Annotated in this window: 23 protein-coding genes; 17 read left to right on the top strand and 6 right to left on the bottom strand. The window is 67.3% G+C overall.

All coding sequences use genetic code 11. The features are described 5' to 3' along the window. Window positions 1–6: 6 nt before the first annotated feature. Window positions 7–417: a hypothetical protein gene (locus ACFSGJ_RS16565; RefSeq protein ID WP_390264350.1), complete on the bottom strand. Its 411-nt coding sequence runs from the start codon at window positions 415–417 to the stop codon at window positions 7–9. Between the two features lie 170 nt (window positions 418–587). Between ACFSGJ_RS16565 and ACFSGJ_RS16560 the strand changes: the two genes are divergently transcribed. Beyond that, complete coding sequence (locus tag ACFSGJ_RS16560; RefSeq protein WP_390264348.1) at window positions 588–1,178, top strand: hypothetical protein; 591 nt, start codon at window positions 588–590, stop codon at window positions 1,176–1,178. 8 nt (window positions 1,179–1,186) lie between these two features. Here the strand turns inward: ACFSGJ_RS16560 and ACFSGJ_RS16555 are convergent, their stop codons facing one another. Genes ACFSGJ_RS16555 through ACFSGJ_RS16545 form a run of 3 tightly spaced genes read right to left on the bottom strand, consistent with a single transcriptional unit; the run spans window position 1,187 to window position 1,913 of the window. After that, window positions 1,187–1,522: a hypothetical protein gene (locus tag ACFSGJ_RS16555; protein ID WP_390264346.1), complete on the bottom strand. Its 336-nt coding sequence runs from the start codon at window positions 1,520–1,522 to the stop codon at window positions 1,187–1,189. Continuing rightward, window positions 1,519–1,776: a hypothetical protein gene (locus tag ACFSGJ_RS16550; RefSeq protein WP_390264343.1), complete on the bottom strand. Its 258-nt coding sequence runs from the start codon at window positions 1,774–1,776 to the stop codon at window positions 1,519–1,521. The genes ACFSGJ_RS16555 and ACFSGJ_RS16550 overlap by 4 nt, the downstream gene beginning before the upstream one ends. An 8-nt stretch (window positions 1,777–1,784) precedes the next feature. Then, window positions 1,785–1,913 carry a hypothetical protein gene (locus ACFSGJ_RS16545; RefSeq protein ID WP_390264341.1) on the bottom strand — a complete coding sequence of 43 codons (129 nt, stop codon included), beginning with the start codon at window positions 1,911–1,913 and terminating at the stop codon, window positions 1,785–1,787. A 71-nt stretch (window positions 1,914–1,984) separates the two neighbouring features. On the opposite strand from ACFSGJ_RS16545, the gene ACFSGJ_RS16540 reads away from it, so the two are divergent. Beyond that, window positions 1,985–2,209 (top strand): hypothetical protein, encoded by a 225-nt coding sequence (locus ACFSGJ_RS16540; protein WP_390264338.1) that lies wholly within the window; start codon window positions 1,985–1,987, stop codon window positions 2,207–2,209. Window positions 2,210–2,458: 249 nt separating this feature from the next. Here the strand turns inward: ACFSGJ_RS16540 and ACFSGJ_RS16535 are convergent, their stop codons facing one another. Together ACFSGJ_RS16535 and ACFSGJ_RS16530 are read right to left on the bottom strand one after the other, a co-directional pair. Further along, complete coding sequence (locus ACFSGJ_RS16535; protein WP_390264335.1) at window positions 2,459–2,842, bottom strand: hypothetical protein; 384 nt, start codon at window positions 2,840–2,842, stop codon at window positions 2,459–2,461. Next, window positions 2,842–3,579: a S24 family peptidase gene (locus ACFSGJ_RS16530; RefSeq protein ID WP_390264332.1), complete on the bottom strand. Its 738-nt coding sequence runs from the start codon at window positions 3,577–3,579 to the stop codon at window positions 2,842–2,844. The genes ACFSGJ_RS16535 and ACFSGJ_RS16530 overlap by 1 nt, the downstream gene beginning before the upstream one ends. A 346-nt stretch (window positions 3,580–3,925) precedes the next feature. On the opposite strand from ACFSGJ_RS16530, the gene ACFSGJ_RS16525 reads away from it, so the two are divergent. The 15 genes from ACFSGJ_RS16525 to ACFSGJ_RS16455 all read left to right on the top strand — a co-directional run bounded on the left by ACFSGJ_RS16525 (window position 3,926) and on the right by ACFSGJ_RS16455 (window position 15,652). Then, the gene (locus ACFSGJ_RS16525; RefSeq protein WP_390264330.1) at window positions 3,926–4,354 is read left to right on the top strand and encodes a hypothetical protein; all 429 of its coding nucleotides are present in this window, start codon (window positions 3,926–3,928) and stop codon (window positions 4,352–4,354) included. 183 nt (window positions 4,355–4,537) lie between these two features. Beyond that, on the top strand, window positions 4,538–4,774 hold the full coding sequence (locus ACFSGJ_RS16520; RefSeq protein ID WP_390264328.1) for a hypothetical protein: 237 nt from the start codon (window positions 4,538–4,540) through the stop codon (window positions 4,772–4,774). 207 nt (window positions 4,775–4,981) lie between these two features. Further along, window positions 4,982–5,251 carry a hypothetical protein gene (locus tag ACFSGJ_RS16515; RefSeq protein WP_390264325.1) on the top strand — a complete coding sequence of 90 codons (270 nt, stop codon included), beginning with the start codon at window positions 4,982–4,984 and terminating at the stop codon, window positions 5,249–5,251. Beyond that, window positions 5,248–5,754: a DUF1937 family protein gene (locus tag ACFSGJ_RS16510; protein ID WP_390264322.1), complete on the top strand. Its 507-nt coding sequence runs from the start codon at window positions 5,248–5,250 to the stop codon at window positions 5,752–5,754. Before ACFSGJ_RS16515 ends, ACFSGJ_RS16510 begins: the two co-directional genes overlap by 4 nt. Continuing rightward, on the top strand, window positions 5,751–6,128 hold the full coding sequence (locus tag ACFSGJ_RS16505) for a hypothetical protein (RefSeq protein ID WP_390264319.1): 378 nt from the start codon (window positions 5,751–5,753) through the stop codon (window positions 6,126–6,128). The genes ACFSGJ_RS16510 and ACFSGJ_RS16505 overlap by 4 nt, the downstream gene beginning before the upstream one ends. Beyond that, window positions 6,121–6,765, top strand: coding sequence for a DUF1376 domain-containing protein (locus tag ACFSGJ_RS16500; protein ID WP_390264316.1), 645 nt, complete (start codon window positions 6,121–6,123; stop codon window positions 6,763–6,765). Before ACFSGJ_RS16505 ends, ACFSGJ_RS16500 begins: the two co-directional genes overlap by 8 nt. A 207-nt stretch (window positions 6,766–6,972) precedes the next feature. Continuing rightward, window positions 6,973–7,563, top strand: a complete 591-nt coding sequence (locus ACFSGJ_RS16495) for a hypothetical protein (protein ID WP_390264313.1) — start codon at window positions 6,973–6,975, stop codon at window positions 7,561–7,563. Then, window positions 7,560–8,354 carry a hypothetical protein gene (locus tag ACFSGJ_RS16490; protein WP_390264310.1) on the top strand — a complete coding sequence of 265 codons (795 nt, stop codon included), beginning with the start codon at window positions 7,560–7,562 and terminating at the stop codon, window positions 8,352–8,354. Before ACFSGJ_RS16495 ends, ACFSGJ_RS16490 begins: the two co-directional genes overlap by 4 nt. A gap of 116 nt (window positions 8,355–8,470) precedes the next feature. Then, on the top strand, window positions 8,471–8,812 hold the full coding sequence (locus ACFSGJ_RS16485; protein WP_390264306.1) for a DUF2513 domain-containing protein: 342 nt from the start codon (window positions 8,471–8,473) through the stop codon (window positions 8,810–8,812). A gap of 10 nt (window positions 8,813–8,822) precedes the next feature. After that, the gene (locus tag ACFSGJ_RS16480) at window positions 8,823–9,539 is read left to right on the top strand and encodes a hypothetical protein (protein WP_390264304.1); all 717 of its coding nucleotides are present in this window, start codon (window positions 8,823–8,825) and stop codon (window positions 9,537–9,539) included. Between the two features lie 126 nt (window positions 9,540–9,665). Continuing rightward, the gene (locus ACFSGJ_RS16475; RefSeq protein WP_390264301.1) at window positions 9,666–10,331 is read left to right on the top strand and encodes a hypothetical protein; all 666 of its coding nucleotides are present in this window, start codon (window positions 9,666–9,668) and stop codon (window positions 10,329–10,331) included. After that, the gene (locus ACFSGJ_RS16470) at window positions 10,331–12,505 is read left to right on the top strand and encodes a terminase gpA endonuclease subunit (protein ID WP_390264298.1); all 2,175 of its coding nucleotides are present in this window, start codon (window positions 10,331–10,333) and stop codon (window positions 12,503–12,505) included. Before ACFSGJ_RS16475 ends, ACFSGJ_RS16470 begins: the two co-directional genes overlap by 1 nt. Window positions 12,506–12,507: 2 nt before the next feature. Then, on the top strand, window positions 12,508–12,732 hold the full coding sequence (locus ACFSGJ_RS16465; RefSeq protein WP_390264296.1) for a phage head-tail joining protein: 225 nt from the start codon (window positions 12,508–12,510) through the stop codon (window positions 12,730–12,732). Further along, window positions 12,732–14,234 carry a phage portal protein gene (locus ACFSGJ_RS16460; protein ID WP_390264293.1) on the top strand — a complete coding sequence of 501 codons (1,503 nt, stop codon included), beginning with the start codon at window positions 12,732–12,734 and terminating at the stop codon, window positions 14,232–14,234. Before ACFSGJ_RS16465 ends, ACFSGJ_RS16460 begins: the two co-directional genes overlap by 1 nt. Then, window positions 14,231–15,652, top strand: coding sequence for a S49 family peptidase (locus ACFSGJ_RS16455; RefSeq protein ID WP_390264290.1), 1,422 nt, complete (start codon window positions 14,231–14,233; stop codon window positions 15,650–15,652). Before ACFSGJ_RS16460 ends, ACFSGJ_RS16455 begins: the two co-directional genes overlap by 4 nt.

Raw genomic sequence — 15,652 nt, 5'->3', positions numbered from 1 at the left:
GATGGGTCAGTCGTTGCTGTTCGGAGTGCGCAATTCGCGGGTGCCGCCCACGTCGCGGATTTCCATCCGCGTCTGCGCCGGGTTGTGCGGGGTCAGGCGGCCGCCCTCGGTCGTCCAGGCGACGGCCTTGGCCTTGGGCGGCTTCGGCACCTTGATGTCGTCGTCGACGGTCATCTCGATCTGGCCGAACCGGTCCAGCTTGAAGCCGAGCTTGAGGGTAAGGCTGCCTGCGGCGGCGGTGCCGTAGGCTTCACTGAAGTCCCGCATTTCGGTCATGAGAGCTTCGAGGCGCTGGAGCAGGTCGGGCAGATAGTCGCCGTTGTTGGCCAGGGACAGGATCTGGTCGATCCCGCGAAGTTCGGGGGCGTGCATGGGTTTCTCCATAGGTGAGGCGTTGCGGGCCGGCGTGACGGTCATCACAGGTGCTCCTCGGGGTGGTGACTGCTTGCAGCAAGACGGGGCGCTTGACGCACAAGGCGCTGCGCTGGCACGATCTGGGTGCCGCCTGCGCGTACCAGGCGCAGGCGGCGATACACCCTTCCCTCCGATGACTCAGAAAGGGCGCATGCGAAGATGGGGAATGTGAAATGTGTAAGGACGCCGACACCGTCGAACCCGCTGCCGTCGAGCCCGGCCCCAAGGCCGCCGGGGCCGATGGGGGAACCACCGCCGATCCGTCCACCTCGATAGGCGGCGCCGAATTCGATCTTCTGCGGTCCGCGCTTTACCACGACATGCGGGCAAGCTGGTTCGGGGCGCTGCACCGCGCCTCGCTGTTCGTGACGATCCTGCTGGGTTCGGGAACGGTCGCCGTCATGGGTGCCGATCAGCCGTTCTTCGCGATCTTGACGGGTTTTGCGGTAGCGGTGGTGTCCGCCGCCTCTCTTGTGTGGGACTTCAGCGGTCGCGCGCGCGACCACATGGAACTGAAGCGCAGGTTCTACACGCTTCTCTCCCAGCTTGAGGCGGGCACTTCCGGGCGCGACATCGGGCCTCAGATGACCCTGATCTATGCAGATGAGCCGGCGATCTTCTATGGCGTGAATGCGATCGCGCACAACGCGGCGGTAAGCTCCCTCTATGGCGATGGAGGTCGCCGACTGGCGGTGCCGAGGGTTCGGGGCCTTTTGCGGCACATGCTGCCGTCCAGCGCGGCCAACTTTCCCTACAAGATATAAAGCGAGCGTCATGCCTCGACCCCGCCATCGATGAGGCCGCACCAGCTGAGGATCGCGCTGTGGGGGCTGCGGGCCCAGCCGGTCTGGCCGTAGCCGCGGCAGTACCAGACGCCGGCGTTCTGTGTGATCGTGACATTGCCGAGGCGGCCGAACCATTCGACCAGGGCATCACCGCAGAGGTCCTCGACCTCGATGCGATGGCGGGCGGCGAGGGCGATCTCGGTGGGGGAGAGGTGACGGGACGCACCGCACTGCGTCCCGTCTTCTCGCCTGTTGGGTCTTCCTGCCTTCCGAGACTCAGCCTGCCGGAAAAGAATGAATTCATGGTTAACGAGGTCGTTCATCGTGACGGCTCCCCGATCAGTTCGTCGCAAAGGCTGTCGATCGCATCGCACCAAGCGATGATTGCGGCCTCGGGCGTGGTGGCGGCTGTCTCGACGCCGTAGCAGCGGCAGCGCCATTTGCCAGAGCGGCTGCACACATCGGACGGGCCGGCCCGTTCGAACCAGCGGATCAGTTCATTGCCGCGCAGCCCGTCGGCCTCGATGTGGCCGCGGGCGCGGATCGCGAGGCTAGAGGCGCGCTCCATGCGTTGCATGTACGCGCTCACCATGCCGCCACCTGCGGGGCAGAGAGCGCGAGGGCGGTCAGGAGCGCGCTGCGGGCGATGACGACGCAGGCCGCGACGGTCAGCGTGGCCAGCAGGGCCGTGGCAATGCGGTGGGTGAGGGGCATGACTTTTCTCCCGTAGCGTCGGGGAGAAAATATTGGCCATATGGCCAATAGTCAATCAATAAAATGGCCGTATGGCCAAATTGGGCGCCGAAACGATTCGCGCCCCGCGATCCCAAGCTCCTGCCTTGCAACCGGCCTGGCAACCACTGCCTTGGGAAAGCGCGTTTGGTAGTGAGTTGCCCTTTTTCTTCCAGGCTTCGGAAGGGCTGGTTATGTCATTGATCGACCGCAAAAACCTCGCGGCGCTGCGCCCGGTTAACCTGCTTGGCAACGTTGATCGGATCGCGGCCCTCTAACTCAGACGTACTGTGCAGGCAGGCTGGCCAAGCGTCGCTCGCCGCACTCCCGCGGTTTATGTAGCCTTGCGCACATAGGATCACTTTGTCTGCCGCAATTCGGTCGCGGACTTCGCCCCGTGTTACAGGTTCGCGGCCCGCGATCGACGAGCAAGCGTAGAAGCCTAGAACGCCAACGATTATGAGAAGAATAAGGCCCTTCATGTTCCTCCCCGTTACTGCTCTAGGTAGGTCACTTGTTGATGTGCGTCAGGATGAGATGTACTCGACTTGTCCGGTGCGTGCATTGACGAAGAAAAAGCTCGCGCCGCCTCCGCTCCGGTATTGCCTTGTGTGTTGACCATAACCCATTGTTTCGCCCGCCAGTTCAGCGCCCCAAGAGCATGTTGCGGCATACTCATCCATACCGACGAAGACGCTGCCGCGGAGAACCGCATCAACCGTCCGGGCGGAGTAGCCCGGATTTCGACGCGCATACTCCGATCTTAGTTCTTGGCCCCGCGCTGCGGATGGGAACATTTGGTTGGCGCGAATGGCCGCGCAGAGGGCGTCTCCGGACATATCCTGCGGCTGGGCGCAGGCTGCTAGGCCGGCCAGCACCATAACAGTAAGCGACGTGCGCACGTGCGTCATCAAACCTTCCTCCCATACCAAAGGACTTTTCCGACCACGGTGAGATCTTGTATGGCCGCTTCAAAGATTGGGTAGAGCGTCCGGTTGTCAGACAGGATTGTGACGTAACCTCTGCGTGCAGCCCGTCCGACGCGCTTCACCTGCAGCGCGTCATCGTATCGGAAGACGAAAAGGCCGTCGTGGGCCAAGCTCGTCTTGCTGGTGTCGATGAGCACCACGTCATCATCGAGAAGCGTTGGCTCCATACTGTCACCTTTTACACTGATGATGGCCAGATGTGCTGGGCTGCTGCTGGTGAGCCGCTTTAGGTACGCCGGCGGGAAGGCGAGACTAGAGACAGGAGATTCTTCGTCGACAATAGCGCCGAAGCCTGCACTCGCCGCGACACCGTACACCGGCACGAGGTGGACATTTTCCGGTTCGCCTTCTTTGGTCGCGATTTCTATTACGCCCGAACCCTGATCCCACTCAATCCCGAGTGCCTCAGCAAGCGCTGCCGCGTTCTCGGCTGAGGTTGAAGCGTTCGGGCGGCGCTTGAGTTTGTTGATCGCATCATAGCTCACGCCTGATCGACGGGATAGCTCGGCCACGCTCATGCCCGCTCGATCCAGGGCATCAATCATTTGTTGTCGAAAGGTCTGTTTTTGCATGTGGCCATATTGGTAACGCCGATTGTCCATATCCACTGGCCATTTGGCCTTGACTTTATCTGGCCAATTGGCCAGATAATTCGCCATGGAAAGCAAAGCCCTCATCCAGACGATCGAAAGTTATTGTGAAGCCGTTGGCATCAGCCCCACCACACTGGGCGTCAAAGTCCTTGGAAACAGCAGATTTCTCGACCGACTGAAAAGCCGGGCTGCTCGCGATGAGGAGGCGGCGCGACGTCTTATCGCGTACATGGCTGAAAATCCCGCTCCCAAAACCTCTGGGGGGGCATCCCCGTGAGTGCTGGCTCACACATGACGAATGCGAGCAGGCCCTGCCGCCCGGCGCGTCATAGTCTTCCTCTCCTTTCGCTAAGTTCTCGTCCCAACATCATCATCAGCCCATTCTCCTCACAAGAAAACGGGGTTTTCAGCCATGCCTAACGTGATGTCCGTGGCGCATGCCCACATGGTGACGCTGATCCGGAAGCTGGGCTGTCTCGATGCGGCGGCGGAGCTGCTGAACGCGCGCTATGGCGGCGGCCATTCCAAGGGCACGATCAGCCGCAAGATCAACGGCACGCTCGACTGGACGTTGCGGGACGTGGTCGCGTTCGAGGATGCGCTGACGGCCTATCCGGTCACGCGGCTCCTGGTGCAGCGCAAGTCGCAGGAGGCGGCCGAGGGCTGCCTGATCGCCGGGGCCGCCGAGATCTCGCGCGAGATGGGCGAGGCGATGTCGGCGATCCTGAGCGTCGAGCAATCGGCCAGCGCCGGCGAGGTCGCCCAGGCGATCAAGGAGATCGAGGACGTGAAGGACGCGCTGGCGCGTGTCGCGGCCATCCTGCGTGGGAGGCAGTCATGAGTTCCGGAATTGCGGCAGAGCGGGGCACAGCGTCTCCCCGCGGGATACGGCTACCGGGGGCGCGGCCGTCTGCCGCGATGCGCCCCATCGAACCCCGCGCGCGGCGGGAGAACCGCGCATTCCTCCTTGTTGGCTGTGACTGCGCCGGGGCTTCGGCCCCGGCGGCTTTGTGAGGAGAGAGCTGTGTCCGCATCCGAAGATCTGCCCATCGTCCCTATCACAGCCGTTGAGGTGGCGGCGCTGTTCTGCACCTGCGGATGCTGCGACAACGCCTTCCTGATTGAACATGAGGCGCTGGATCAGGAAGCGGGCGCAGTCGCCCCTGAGCATGATTTTCAAGAGTGCCCGGAATGCGGAACGCTTTTCGATGCACAGACGGCGCGGTTCAGCGCGCTGCTCACGAACAAACAGGAGGGGTGATGCTGAGATCGGTCTTCCTGGTCTGCTGCTGCGTTCAGCAGATCGTATTTGTGGCCGGTGGTGCCTGGCTCACATTTGCCGGTGGCTCTCTGTGGTGGCTGGCGGGGGGAATTTTCCTCGCCCTTCTCTGCGGGGACGCCCTGCGCAGGCGCCTCGACCGCTGGGAAGTCGTCGATCTCATCAAGTCCATAATAGGAGGGCGTTCTGATGGCGGGACATGCTGTCACCCGGGCGAGTGATGAGCTGGTGCTGCGGTGGTTGTCGCTGCGGACCGACGCGCAGCTGGACTGCAATGTGATCGGCGAGAGGTTCGGCGTTTCGCAGGAGCGCGTGCGCGTTGCGACCAATCGCGTCCGCGACGCGGATCTGGACGAGAGCGGCGAGGATTACGAGGCAGTAAAGGCGCAGTATTGGCCACACGTGGCTCGCGCAAAGAAGCGCGGCGATGGTCCCCGGCGTGGGAGGGTATCCAGGTGACCGCCATCCAGCCGATCGACATCGAGAGCGAGCGGTACTGGCAGCAACTGACCGCGCCCGCGTCCCGCTGGCGGCCGCTGCTGCATGTGGACGCGACGCGGATCACGCTGTCGCAGCATTGCGCAGCGGGACAGGTTTATCTCGCGACGCCTTATGCCGAGGAGGTCCGGGACGGGCAGGGCCGGTGGCAGTTCGCGGGTTCGGTCGAGATGCAGATGCGCGCGGCCTATGTCCTGTCGGTGCTGATCCCGCTCGGCATCGCCGCGGTCTCGCCGGTCGTTCTGGGTGCCGCGGCGCATCATGCGCTGCCGCCGGCGGCGCGGGGCGCCGGTCCGGATGAGGATGCCTTCGGGACGCTGCGCCGCCAGATGCTGCATGCCTCCCGCGCGGTGATCGTGCCGGACCTGCCGGGCTGGCGGCGGTCCTCGGCCGTGCGGCGGGACGTGTCGGTCGCGCTGACCCACAACATGCCGGTTTTCCTGTTTCCGGTGGGGGCGGGATGATGCGGTATTCGCGCATTGCCTCTGCCTCCCCCGATCAGTCGGGCAATCAGGATCCTGCGGCCGAGGCCTGCCAGCGCCTCTGGCGACATGTGCTGCTGGCGCAATGGCAGCTTGCCACGCGGGAGCGCGCGCCCTGCGACCTGACCCGCCGTTCGGACTATGTCAGGCGGATCATCCGCATCCAGGAGGACGCGCGCGACTGGTTCGGGTCGAACGACTGCGAAGTGGTGTGCCTGTTCGCCGGCGTCGATGTCGATGAGATGCGCCGCCGTCTTGCCGCACGGATTGGCGCCAAAGGCGCAGACCTTTCAGCAATTTCAGGACCTGCCGGCACAAGGCAGGCGAGGGCAGGACAAGAGAGGCAACATGCCTGACAGCGGAAACGATTTCGAATTCTGGGCCTATCCGCTGCAGATGGGCGATACGTTGTCGAACCATGAGTGGATCCCGCTCTACGTCAACCGGCTCCTGACATCGCAGTTCGTCGCTGATGCCATCGCGGCCGGCCGTCGCGAGGATATCGGCACGGCGCTGATCCTCTGGTGCGAGAGCTTCAAGCTCGATCCCGCAGGGGCGCTGCCGGACAATGACGTCCAGCTGGCGCGCCTCGCCGGGTTCGGCAGCGACATCGAGGCCTGGCTGCGTGCCCGGCCCGGCGCGCTCTACGGCTGGCGGGTGACCCATGTCGAGGGCGACGACAGGCCGGGCCGGCGCTGGCTTGGCCATGAGATGATCGCGCGGATCGCCGTGGACATGCACCGGCGCAAGTCGGGCCGAGACCAGGCGCGCGAGGCGGGCCGCATGGCCATGCTGCGGTCGCGGGTGCGGGCCAAGCTGCGGTCGCTGGGGCGCGCGAACCTCGCCGACAATGACCATGTCGTGGCGACGGTCGCCGACTGGCTCGACAAGTCGAAGCTCTACTGCACGGCCGAGAATGTCGCGGCAGGGATGGAAGAGGTTGCCGGCGTGCCCCGCGTGGTGCGCCGGATCGGGGGCAAGGATGATGTGTGACGGGGTGTTATCGTAACAGTTATTCACAGTGATCTAACAGTTAACTCACAGTGAATATCAGGGCGTATCACGCCCTCTTTTCAGGGCTTTTGGTGTGACTGCCCTACAGGACAAGACAATACAAAACAGAACAATACAAAACACCTTTCACCCCGGACACCGACGTTGCGAAGGCGGATGGCGAGACTGCTGAGAAAGGAAGCGAGGATGGAAAGCGACGGACAGAAGACGGGGAAGGCGCGCGTCCGGGATCTGCTGATCGGCAGGTTGCAGGAAGCGGGGATGACGCGGCCCAGGGGTCAGGCGGTGGCGCAGCACGAGGCGTTCCTGGGGCGGGTGGCGGAGCAGCTGGCCTATATGGATGAGGAGAACCTTCGGACGCTGGCCGAGACGCTGATCGACATGGCGCAGGGCGGGGTGTGGCCGTCGGAGGTTCTGATCCGGCAATATGCGCGGGCGCTGCAGGCGCCGCCGATCCAGCAGCACCGGATCGTGTCGAGCTGGCTTGCCTCGGTCGAGGGGCCGCTGGCGGAGGCGGGCGGGTATCTGGTGGAGCTCTACCGGTTCCTGATCCGGCACGGGCGGCCGCCGCTGGCGATGGACATGCGGCTGATCCGGGAACAGGCGGAGGCGAACGGGCGGCAGGTGCATCTGGCGCAGGACCGGTTGCGGCGCGAGGTCGTGACGGAAGAGGACCGCGCCTGGCTGGCGCAGTACCGGGCGGATCAGGCTGCGGCGCAGCGGATCGTGGATGAAGGCGCGCGGCGGCGCGCGCAGAGTGAAAGGGCGGCGGGATGACCGAGATACCGGCAACAGAGTTCGACTTCGCGACGGTGCCCGGCTGGGCCGAGCTGGTGAACCGGGTGTTCCGCGAGAAGCAGAAGGTGCTGGCGCGGATGATGGCGCGGGCCCGGGGCGATCTGATCGAGGATGCAGAGCATCTGCGCGACCGCTGCGGCCCCGAGATCACGATGCCGCCGGCACGGGGGCGGCTGGTCGCCTTCGAGCCGATGGAGTTGCGGGCCAGTGCCCGGGTGGCGATGCCGGGCGGGTTCGAGGATTACGAGCTGGAGCATGTGGGGTATCGGGGCCGGGATGCGGCGCGGCAGGCCGATGCGTTCGACGTGATGGAGGATCAGGCTCGGCGGGCTCATCGCGGGGCGGCGGCTGCGTTCGTTGCGCCCTTCACGCCCGGGCAGGTGGCAATCGCGCGGCACTATCGTGCGCTGGTCGAGCGCCATGACGCGGGCGGGATGAAGTGCGCCTCGCTGGAGACAGTGCGGCGCGGCGATGGGCGGGGCGGCAGCTTCATGGACGCGTTCCTGGCCGAGGGCTATGACATCGACCGGCTGCGGGCCCGGATCGGTGACGGCATTGCCATGCCGGTGCGTCGGCAGCGGGCCGGCAGTGCACGGCGCGCGATCCCCGACCGGGTGCTGGTGGACATGGTGTGCCTGCAGGACATGACGCTGAGCGCGGTGCTGGCGCGGCATGGGTGGCCCGACCGGGGCGAAAACATCATTGCCGCGCGCTTGGCGCTGGCGACCGCCTTGGAGCGTATGAGGGGCCATCTCGAAAAAGGGGCTTGACGCTTAAGTCGGCCGGATGCATCTTGCTTGGCATCATCTACAGTTGCGCCCGCAGGTCATACCGACCCGGCGGGCGTTTGCATTTCCAGCCCCCCTTATATCGTTCCGGAGGTCCCATGCGGCGTGATCCCCAGCTCATGCGCCGGCTGTTGCTGGCGGTCGAGGCCGGCGCGGCGTTGCCGGAGGCTGGCCGCGAAGCAGATGCCGTACCCTCGGCGGAGCAGTATCACCTGATGCTGCTCGAGGATGCGGGCTTCGTCCGGCGGGATGCGCAGGGCCGCGTCTCGCTGACCGGCGGGGGTGCCTCGTTCCTGGACGCGGTGCGGAATGAACACGCCTGGCGAAAGGCAATGGACACTTCGGCCGCGGTGGGCGGGCTGCCGCTTTGCCTCCTCAAGGATGTCGGGATCGGCTTCATCCGTGATGAGCTGGTCCGGCGCGGCGTCACGCTCGGCTGATCCCAGGCCCATGTTCCAGATGTCGATTGACCCGCGGGATCTTCAGGCGGGTCTGACGGATGTGGAGCGTCGTCAGGTGCCGCAGGCGACGGTCTGGGCGCTGAACCACACGGCGAAGGATGTGCTGGAGCACATGCAGCGGCGGATGGAGGTCGTGTTCGACCGTCCGACGCCTTTCACGAAGAACGCGTTCCATGTCTGGCGCGCCACGCGGCAGACCATGACGGCCACGGTACAGGAGCGGCCCTCGGTGGGCCGGCGGCATTTCCTGAAGGTGCAGGAGGCAGGCGGGCGGCGTCCGGGCACCGGGCTCGAGCGGCTGTTGCAGAACCGGCTGAAGTATTCGGGTCAGATCGTGGCGGCGGTGCCGGCGGCGGGGGCCCGGCTGGACGGGCGGGGCAACTGGTCGAGCGGGCAGCGCAACCAGGTGCTCTCGGCGATCCAGGCGCAGGGCGACCGGTCGGCCAACACCACGGCGGCCTCGCGCAAGCGCAATCCGAAGCGGACCGGGTTCTTCGTGCCGCGTCCGGGCTCGAAGCTCTCGAAGGGGGTGTGGCAGCGGGACGGGCGGCAGCGCATCCGCAAGGTGCTGCACTTCACGGCGGCGATGCCGGCCTATACCCGGCGCCTCGGCTTCTTCGAGGGCGCGCGGGAGGTCTATGCGCGCAGCTTCCCGATGCATTTCCGGCGGGCGTTTCAGCGGGCGATGGCGACGCGGCGGAGGTGAGGCCGCGGGTCCTTCCGGGGGCGGGTGTGCACGGGGGTAATTCGCACCCCGTTGCTTTTGATGGCGCGGCGCCGGCCGGGGGTGCCGGTTGCCGTTCTTGTTGTTGTATCTGAAGGGATTATCGGGATGATGTCCATGGTCACGCTGGCCGATGGCAGCGTGCTGGACCTGTCGGCCTGGCCTCTGCCGGAGGGTGCGGAGGACGGTGTCATGAACCGCGTCCAGCTCGCCCGGGCCTTCTCCGTCTCGGAGAACACGATCACCAAGTGGATCTCGCTCGGGATGCCGGTCCTGTCGGACGGGCAGAACGGCGTGGCCTACGAGTTCCAGCTCTCGCATTGCTATGCCTGGCGGCAGGACCGGGACAGCAAGGCCCGGGCCGCCAAGGCGCGGGGCGACCAGCTGGCGATGCAGGCGGCGCTCGCCTTCCGCAACCTCGATGCCGACCAGGAGGAGGCCGAGGGCGGGCTGACGGCGGATGAGCTGCGCAAATGGTCGGAGGCCGAGTTCCACCGCAACCGCGTCGACGAGCAGCGCCGGCGCCTGGTGCGGGCCGAGGCGGTGAGCCGGGTCTTCGAGCAGCTCCTCGTGCTGGTGGGCAACACCTTCGACACGCTGCCGGACTGGGCGGAGGTCAATCTCGGCCTTTCGGTCGACCAGGTGGCGCAGCTCCAGTCGCGCTGCGATCTCGCGCGGGCGGAGTTGCGGGCCACGATCGAGGCCGACCTCCTTGGCCCGGCGACGGTCCTGCCCTTCGCGGGCGCCGGGCGGCAGGAGGAGATGGCGCTCTGATGGTCATGATGATGGACCGGGGCATCGGGCCGCTCACGCAGATCCCGCCGCTCTCGCCCTGGCTGACCCCGGAGGAGCTGCTGGCGGATGCGCTGCCGCTGATCGATCCGCCGAGCCGGATCACGGTGACCGAGGCGGCGGAACGCTCGCTGCGGGTGCCGGTGCAGGGGGTCTGGCAGCGCTACGACCGGACGATCATGCCCTATACGGTCGAGCCGCAGGACATGAGCCAGTCGCGGCGGTTCAAGACGGTGTGCTTCATCGGCCCGTCGCAATGCGGCAAGAGCCAGATGCTCCTGTCGGTGGCGGCCCATGCGGTCACCTGCGCCCCGGGCCCGGTGCAGCTGATCCACATGACCAAGACCGATGCGGATGCCTGGGTCGAGGAGAAGCTCGATCCGGCGATCCTGAACAGCAAGGACCTGCGCGAGCGGCTGGGGAGCGGGCGCGACGACAGCACCTTCAGCCGCAAGCGCTTCAAGGGGATGCGCCTGACGATCGGCTATCCGGTCTCGACGCAGCTCTCGTCGCGCACCCAGCGCATGGTGCTCCTGACCGATTACGATCACATGCCCCAGCAGCTGGGCCCGAAGGACAGCCCCGAGGGCAATCCCCACGGCATGGCCCTGCGGCGGATCACGGAATACATGAGCCGCGGCTGCGTCTTCGTCGAAAGCACCCCGGCCTTCCCGATCGACCGGACCATCGAATGGGCGCCGCATCCGGGCCATCCGCACATGCTGCCGCCGGTGACGGCCGGGATCGTGAACATCTACAACGAGGGCACCCGGGGCCGCTGGTACTGGGAATGCCCGGATTGCAGCCAGCTCTTCGAGCCGCGCTTCGACCGGCTGCATTACGACGACACGCTGGAGCCCGCCGAGGCGGGGGCATCGGCCGAGATGGAATGCCCGCATTGCGGCAGCCTGATCGGGCATCGCCACAAGGTCTGGCTCAACAAGCAGGCGCTGGCCGGGCGGGGCGGCTGGCTGCATGAATCGCGCCTGCTCGACGAGGCGGGCAACCGGCTGCTGGTGCCGGTCGACGACAGCACCATCCGGCGCACGCCGACGGTGAGCTATGCCTTCAACGGCGCCGCCGCGACGCGGGTGTCCTGGGAGGAGCTGGTGACGCTCTACGAGACGCAGAAGCGTCATGCGGCGCTGACGGGCGACGATGTGGAGTTCGGCAACGTCCATTACACCCGGATCGGGCTGCCCTATGCCGGCAAGGCGATCGAGGATGACGGGGCGCTGAGCCTCGCGCAGATCACCGAAGAGCGGCGTCCGCTGCCGCGGCGGACCGCGCCGTCCTGGACGCGCTTCATCACCACTTCGATCGACGTGCAGGGCAACCGCTTCGAGGTCCTGGTGATGGCCTGGGGCGAGAACGGCGAGCGGATCCCGGTCGACCGGTTCGAGATCGCGCAGCCGCCCGATCATGCGCCGCAGGCGAAGGGCGATGACGGCCGCTACCGGGCGATCGACCCGGGGCGCTATCTCGCGGATGCGGACTGCCTGCTCGATCTGCCCGACCGGGCCTATCCGGTCGAGGGGACCGAGATCAGCCTGAAGCCCTGCGCGCTGGTTCTCGACTTCAACGGCCCGGCGGGCTGGGCGGACAATGCCGAGCGGTTCTGGCGCGCGCGGCGCAAGGCGGGGCAGGGCGGCCTCTGGTGGCTCTCGGTCGGGCGGGGCGGCTTCGACAAGCCGGCGCGGGTCTGGCACGAGACGCCGGAGCGGGGCTCGAAGGGCAAGCGGGCCCGCAGCATCAAGCTGCTCAACATGGCGGTGGACCGGCTGAAGGAATCGGTGATCGCGGCGCTGGGGCGGTTCGAGGCGCGGATCAACACCCAGCACACGCCCGACTGGATGGAGGCGGATCACATCGGGGAGCTGCTCTCCGAATACCGCACGCCGCAGGGCTATCGCAAGAAGCCGGGCGTGCAGCGCAACGAGACGCTCGACCTCTCGGTGCAGGCCCTCGCCGTCGCCGAACAGAAGGGGCTGAACCGGATCAACTGGGAGGCCCCGCCGCTCTGGGCAATGCCGCTGAGCGAAGCGAACCCCTTCGCCCTGCGGGCCGCAGTGGCGATCCCTGACGCGGCCCTGCCGGACCCGGCCCCCGCGCCGCGGCGCCGCCGGCGCAGCTATACGCCCCGATACATGGAGTGATCATGACCGATGATGCGCAACTGCTGCAGATGAAGGCGCGGCTCGCGGCCCTTCAGGATATCCGCTGGCGCGGGGTACGCTCCGCCTCGATCAATGGCGAGCGGGTCGATTACGCGACCGATGCGGATCTGGCCGCGGCGGTCGCGGATCTGGAACGGCGCATCGCCGGGATGGAGGGGCGCCCGCGGCGCCGGGCGCGCGGCACTTACGCGGTGAAGGATCTCTGATGATCGGTTCGCTCCGCCAGCGCCTCGGCGCCTGGGTCGGCGGGTTCGACGCGGCGCAGGGTAACCGGCGGCTGCGCGGCTTTCCGACGACCCGCGCCCATGTCAACACGCTCCTCGCGGCGGCCGGTCCGAACGTGACGGCGCGGGCGCGCTACCTGGTGCGCAACAACGGCTATGCCCATGGGGCGCTCGACAGCTGGGCCGCGAACTGCATCGGCACCGGCATCAAGCCCTCCTCGCTGATCGCCCAGCCGAAGCGCAAGGCCGAGCTGCAGCGGCTCTGGCAGGACTGGACCGACGAGGCGGATGCCGAGGGGCTGACGGATTTCTACGGCATCCAGCGCCGGGCGGCGCGCGAATGCTTCCTCGCCGGCGAATGCTTCATCCGGCTGCGTCCGCGCCGTCCGGAAGACGGGCTGGTCGTGCCGCTGCAATTGCAGCTCCTGCCCTCGGAGATGCTGCCGATCGAGCTGAACCAGGTGCTCGAGGGCGGGCGGGTGATCCGGCAGGGGATCGAGTTCGACGCGATCGGCCGCCGCATCGCCTACCATTTCCATCGCCGCCATCCGGGCGACGCGACCGAACCGGGGCTCTCCAACGAGACGAGCCGGGTTCCGGCGAGCGAGGTCCTGCATGTCATCGACCCGGTCGAGAGCGGGCAGCTGCGGGGCGTGTCGCGCTTCGCGCCGGCGATCGTGAAGCTCTTCCTGCTCGACCAGTATGACGATGCGGAACTGGACCGGAAGAAGGTCGCGGCGATGTACGCGATCTTCGTGACCTCGGAAAGCGACGGCAACGATCCGCTCCAGGGCGAGGACCCGGTGACCGAGGTCTCGCCGGGGCAGATCGTCCGCCTCGATCCGAACGAGAAGGTGACGACGGCGGATCCGGCGGATTCGGGCAGCACCTATGAGCCGTTCCAGTACCGGACGCTGCTGCAGGTCTCGGCCGCCCTCGGCATCCCTTATGCGCATCTGTCGCAGGACATGGTGAAGGCGAACTTCTCGAATGCGCGGACCGCGCTGATGGAGTTCCGCCGGCGCATCGAGGCCTTCCAGCATTCGGTCCTGGTCTTCCAGATGTGCCGCCCGATCTGGGAGCGCTTCGTCGATCTGGCGGTGCTGTCCGGGGCGGTGCGGCTCCCGGGCTACGGGAAGAAGCGCCGGGATTACGTGGCCTGCGACTGGCTGCCGCCGCGCTGGCAATGGGTCGATCCGCTGAAGGACATCCGGGCCGAGATCGAGGAGATCGGCGCCGGGCTGAAGAGCCGGTCCCAGGCGATCAGCGAGCGGGGCTACGACGCCGAGGAAGTCGACGTGCAGATCGCGGCCGACCGGGCGCGTGAACGCCGGCTCGGGATCGAACCGGGCAGGGTTGCCGCGCCAGGAACCGGCGGGGCCCCGGGGGGCCGGCGCGACCGCGAGGATCCGGAGGAGCGCGACGCGCTCGGCGAGGACGACGAAGAGGAAGAGGAACGCCGGCGGAACGGAGAGGGGACATGAGCTATCCGATGATTGCACAGCGGGTGTTCGGAACCCCGCTCCTGGTCGATCCCTCCAAGGGGGGTGCGTTCCTCGCAGGCCTCGGGCCGCGGATCGTCAACGGCGCGATCGAATTGCGCGGCCTTGACGGGCTGCCCGAGGACCGGCTCGCCCGGGCGGGCCGGGTGGGCGAGCGCGCCTCGATCCTCGCCGACAGCGTCGGCACCCGGGCGCGCGTCCGGGGCCAGCGGCTCTACCAGATCCGCGACGGGATCGCGGTGATCGAGGCCACGGGCACGCTGGTGCATCGCGGGGAATGGATCGGCGAGTCCTCTGGCACCACGTCCTATGAAGGCCTCACGGCGCAGATCCTCGCGGCGGCGGAGGACCCGGTGGTCCGGGGCATCGCGCTGGAGGTGGACAGCTATGGGGGCGAGGTCGCGGGGGTATTCGATCTCTGCGACACGATCCGGGCGGTGCGGGCGCAGAAACCGGTCTGGGCCTTCGTGGCCGAGGCGGCCCTGTCCGGCGGCTATGCGCTGGCAAGCCAGGCCGACCGGATCATCCTGCCCCGGACGGGCGAGGCGGGCAGCATCGGCGTGCTCTGGGTCCATGCGGATCACAGCCAGGCGCTCGCCGATCGCGGGATCGCCATCACGCTGATCCATGCAGGCGCACACAAGGTCGATGGCAATCCCTTCGAGGCGATGCCGCCCGATGTGCGCGCCGACATGCAGGCCCGGGTCGGGAGAACCCGCGACCTCTTTGCCGCCACCGTCGCCGCAGGGCGCGCGGGTCGGCTGACGCATGCGGCGGCGCTCGCCACCGAGGCGCAGGTCTACCGGGGCGCGGATGCGGTCGCGGCGGGTCTCGCCGACGAGGTTTCGGACATGCGCAGCGCCTTCACCGCCTTCGTGGCGGAAGCCAGCCGTCCCCGGGCGGCACGATCCCCGGCCGCGCTGGCGGCCGCAGCAGAGGAGAATACCCCGATGGATACCCCGACCCCCGATCAGCAGGCGGCGGCCCCCGCGGCAGCGGAACCCACGCCCACCCTCGCGCCCACATCCGCGCCGGAAGCCGCGTCCGCGGTCGCAGCACCGGCCCCCGCTGCCCCCGCTGCACCGGTGGCCCCTACGGCGCCGGCCGAAGGCGCGGCGGTGCCCGGGCAGCTTCCCGTCGCCCAGGTGGCGGCGCTGGTCGAGATCGGCCAGCAGGCCGCGCGGCTCGGCGTCACGGTCGATGTCGCCGATGCGCTCCGGCGCGGGCTCAGTGCCGATGCGCTGCGCCAGTCGGTGCTGACCAGCCTCGCGGCCCGGGCCGACGGGGCGGACATCCAGGCGCACAACCCCCCGGCCGCCGGGGGCCTGCGCAAGGAAAGCCCGCTGGTCGCGGCGACGAAGCGCATGGCCGACGCCCAGACGGCGGCCGCGCGGCACTGA

Origin of the sequence: Halodurantibacterium flavum (assembly GCF_042681825.1) — a bacterium.
Classification (GTDB): domain Bacteria; phylum Pseudomonadota; class Alphaproteobacteria; order Rhodobacterales; family Rhodobacteraceae; genus Halodurantibacterium; species Halodurantibacterium flavum.
The sequence above is the reverse complement of the archived record's forward strand: the minus strand, read 5'-3'. Positions and strand labels throughout refer to the sequence as shown.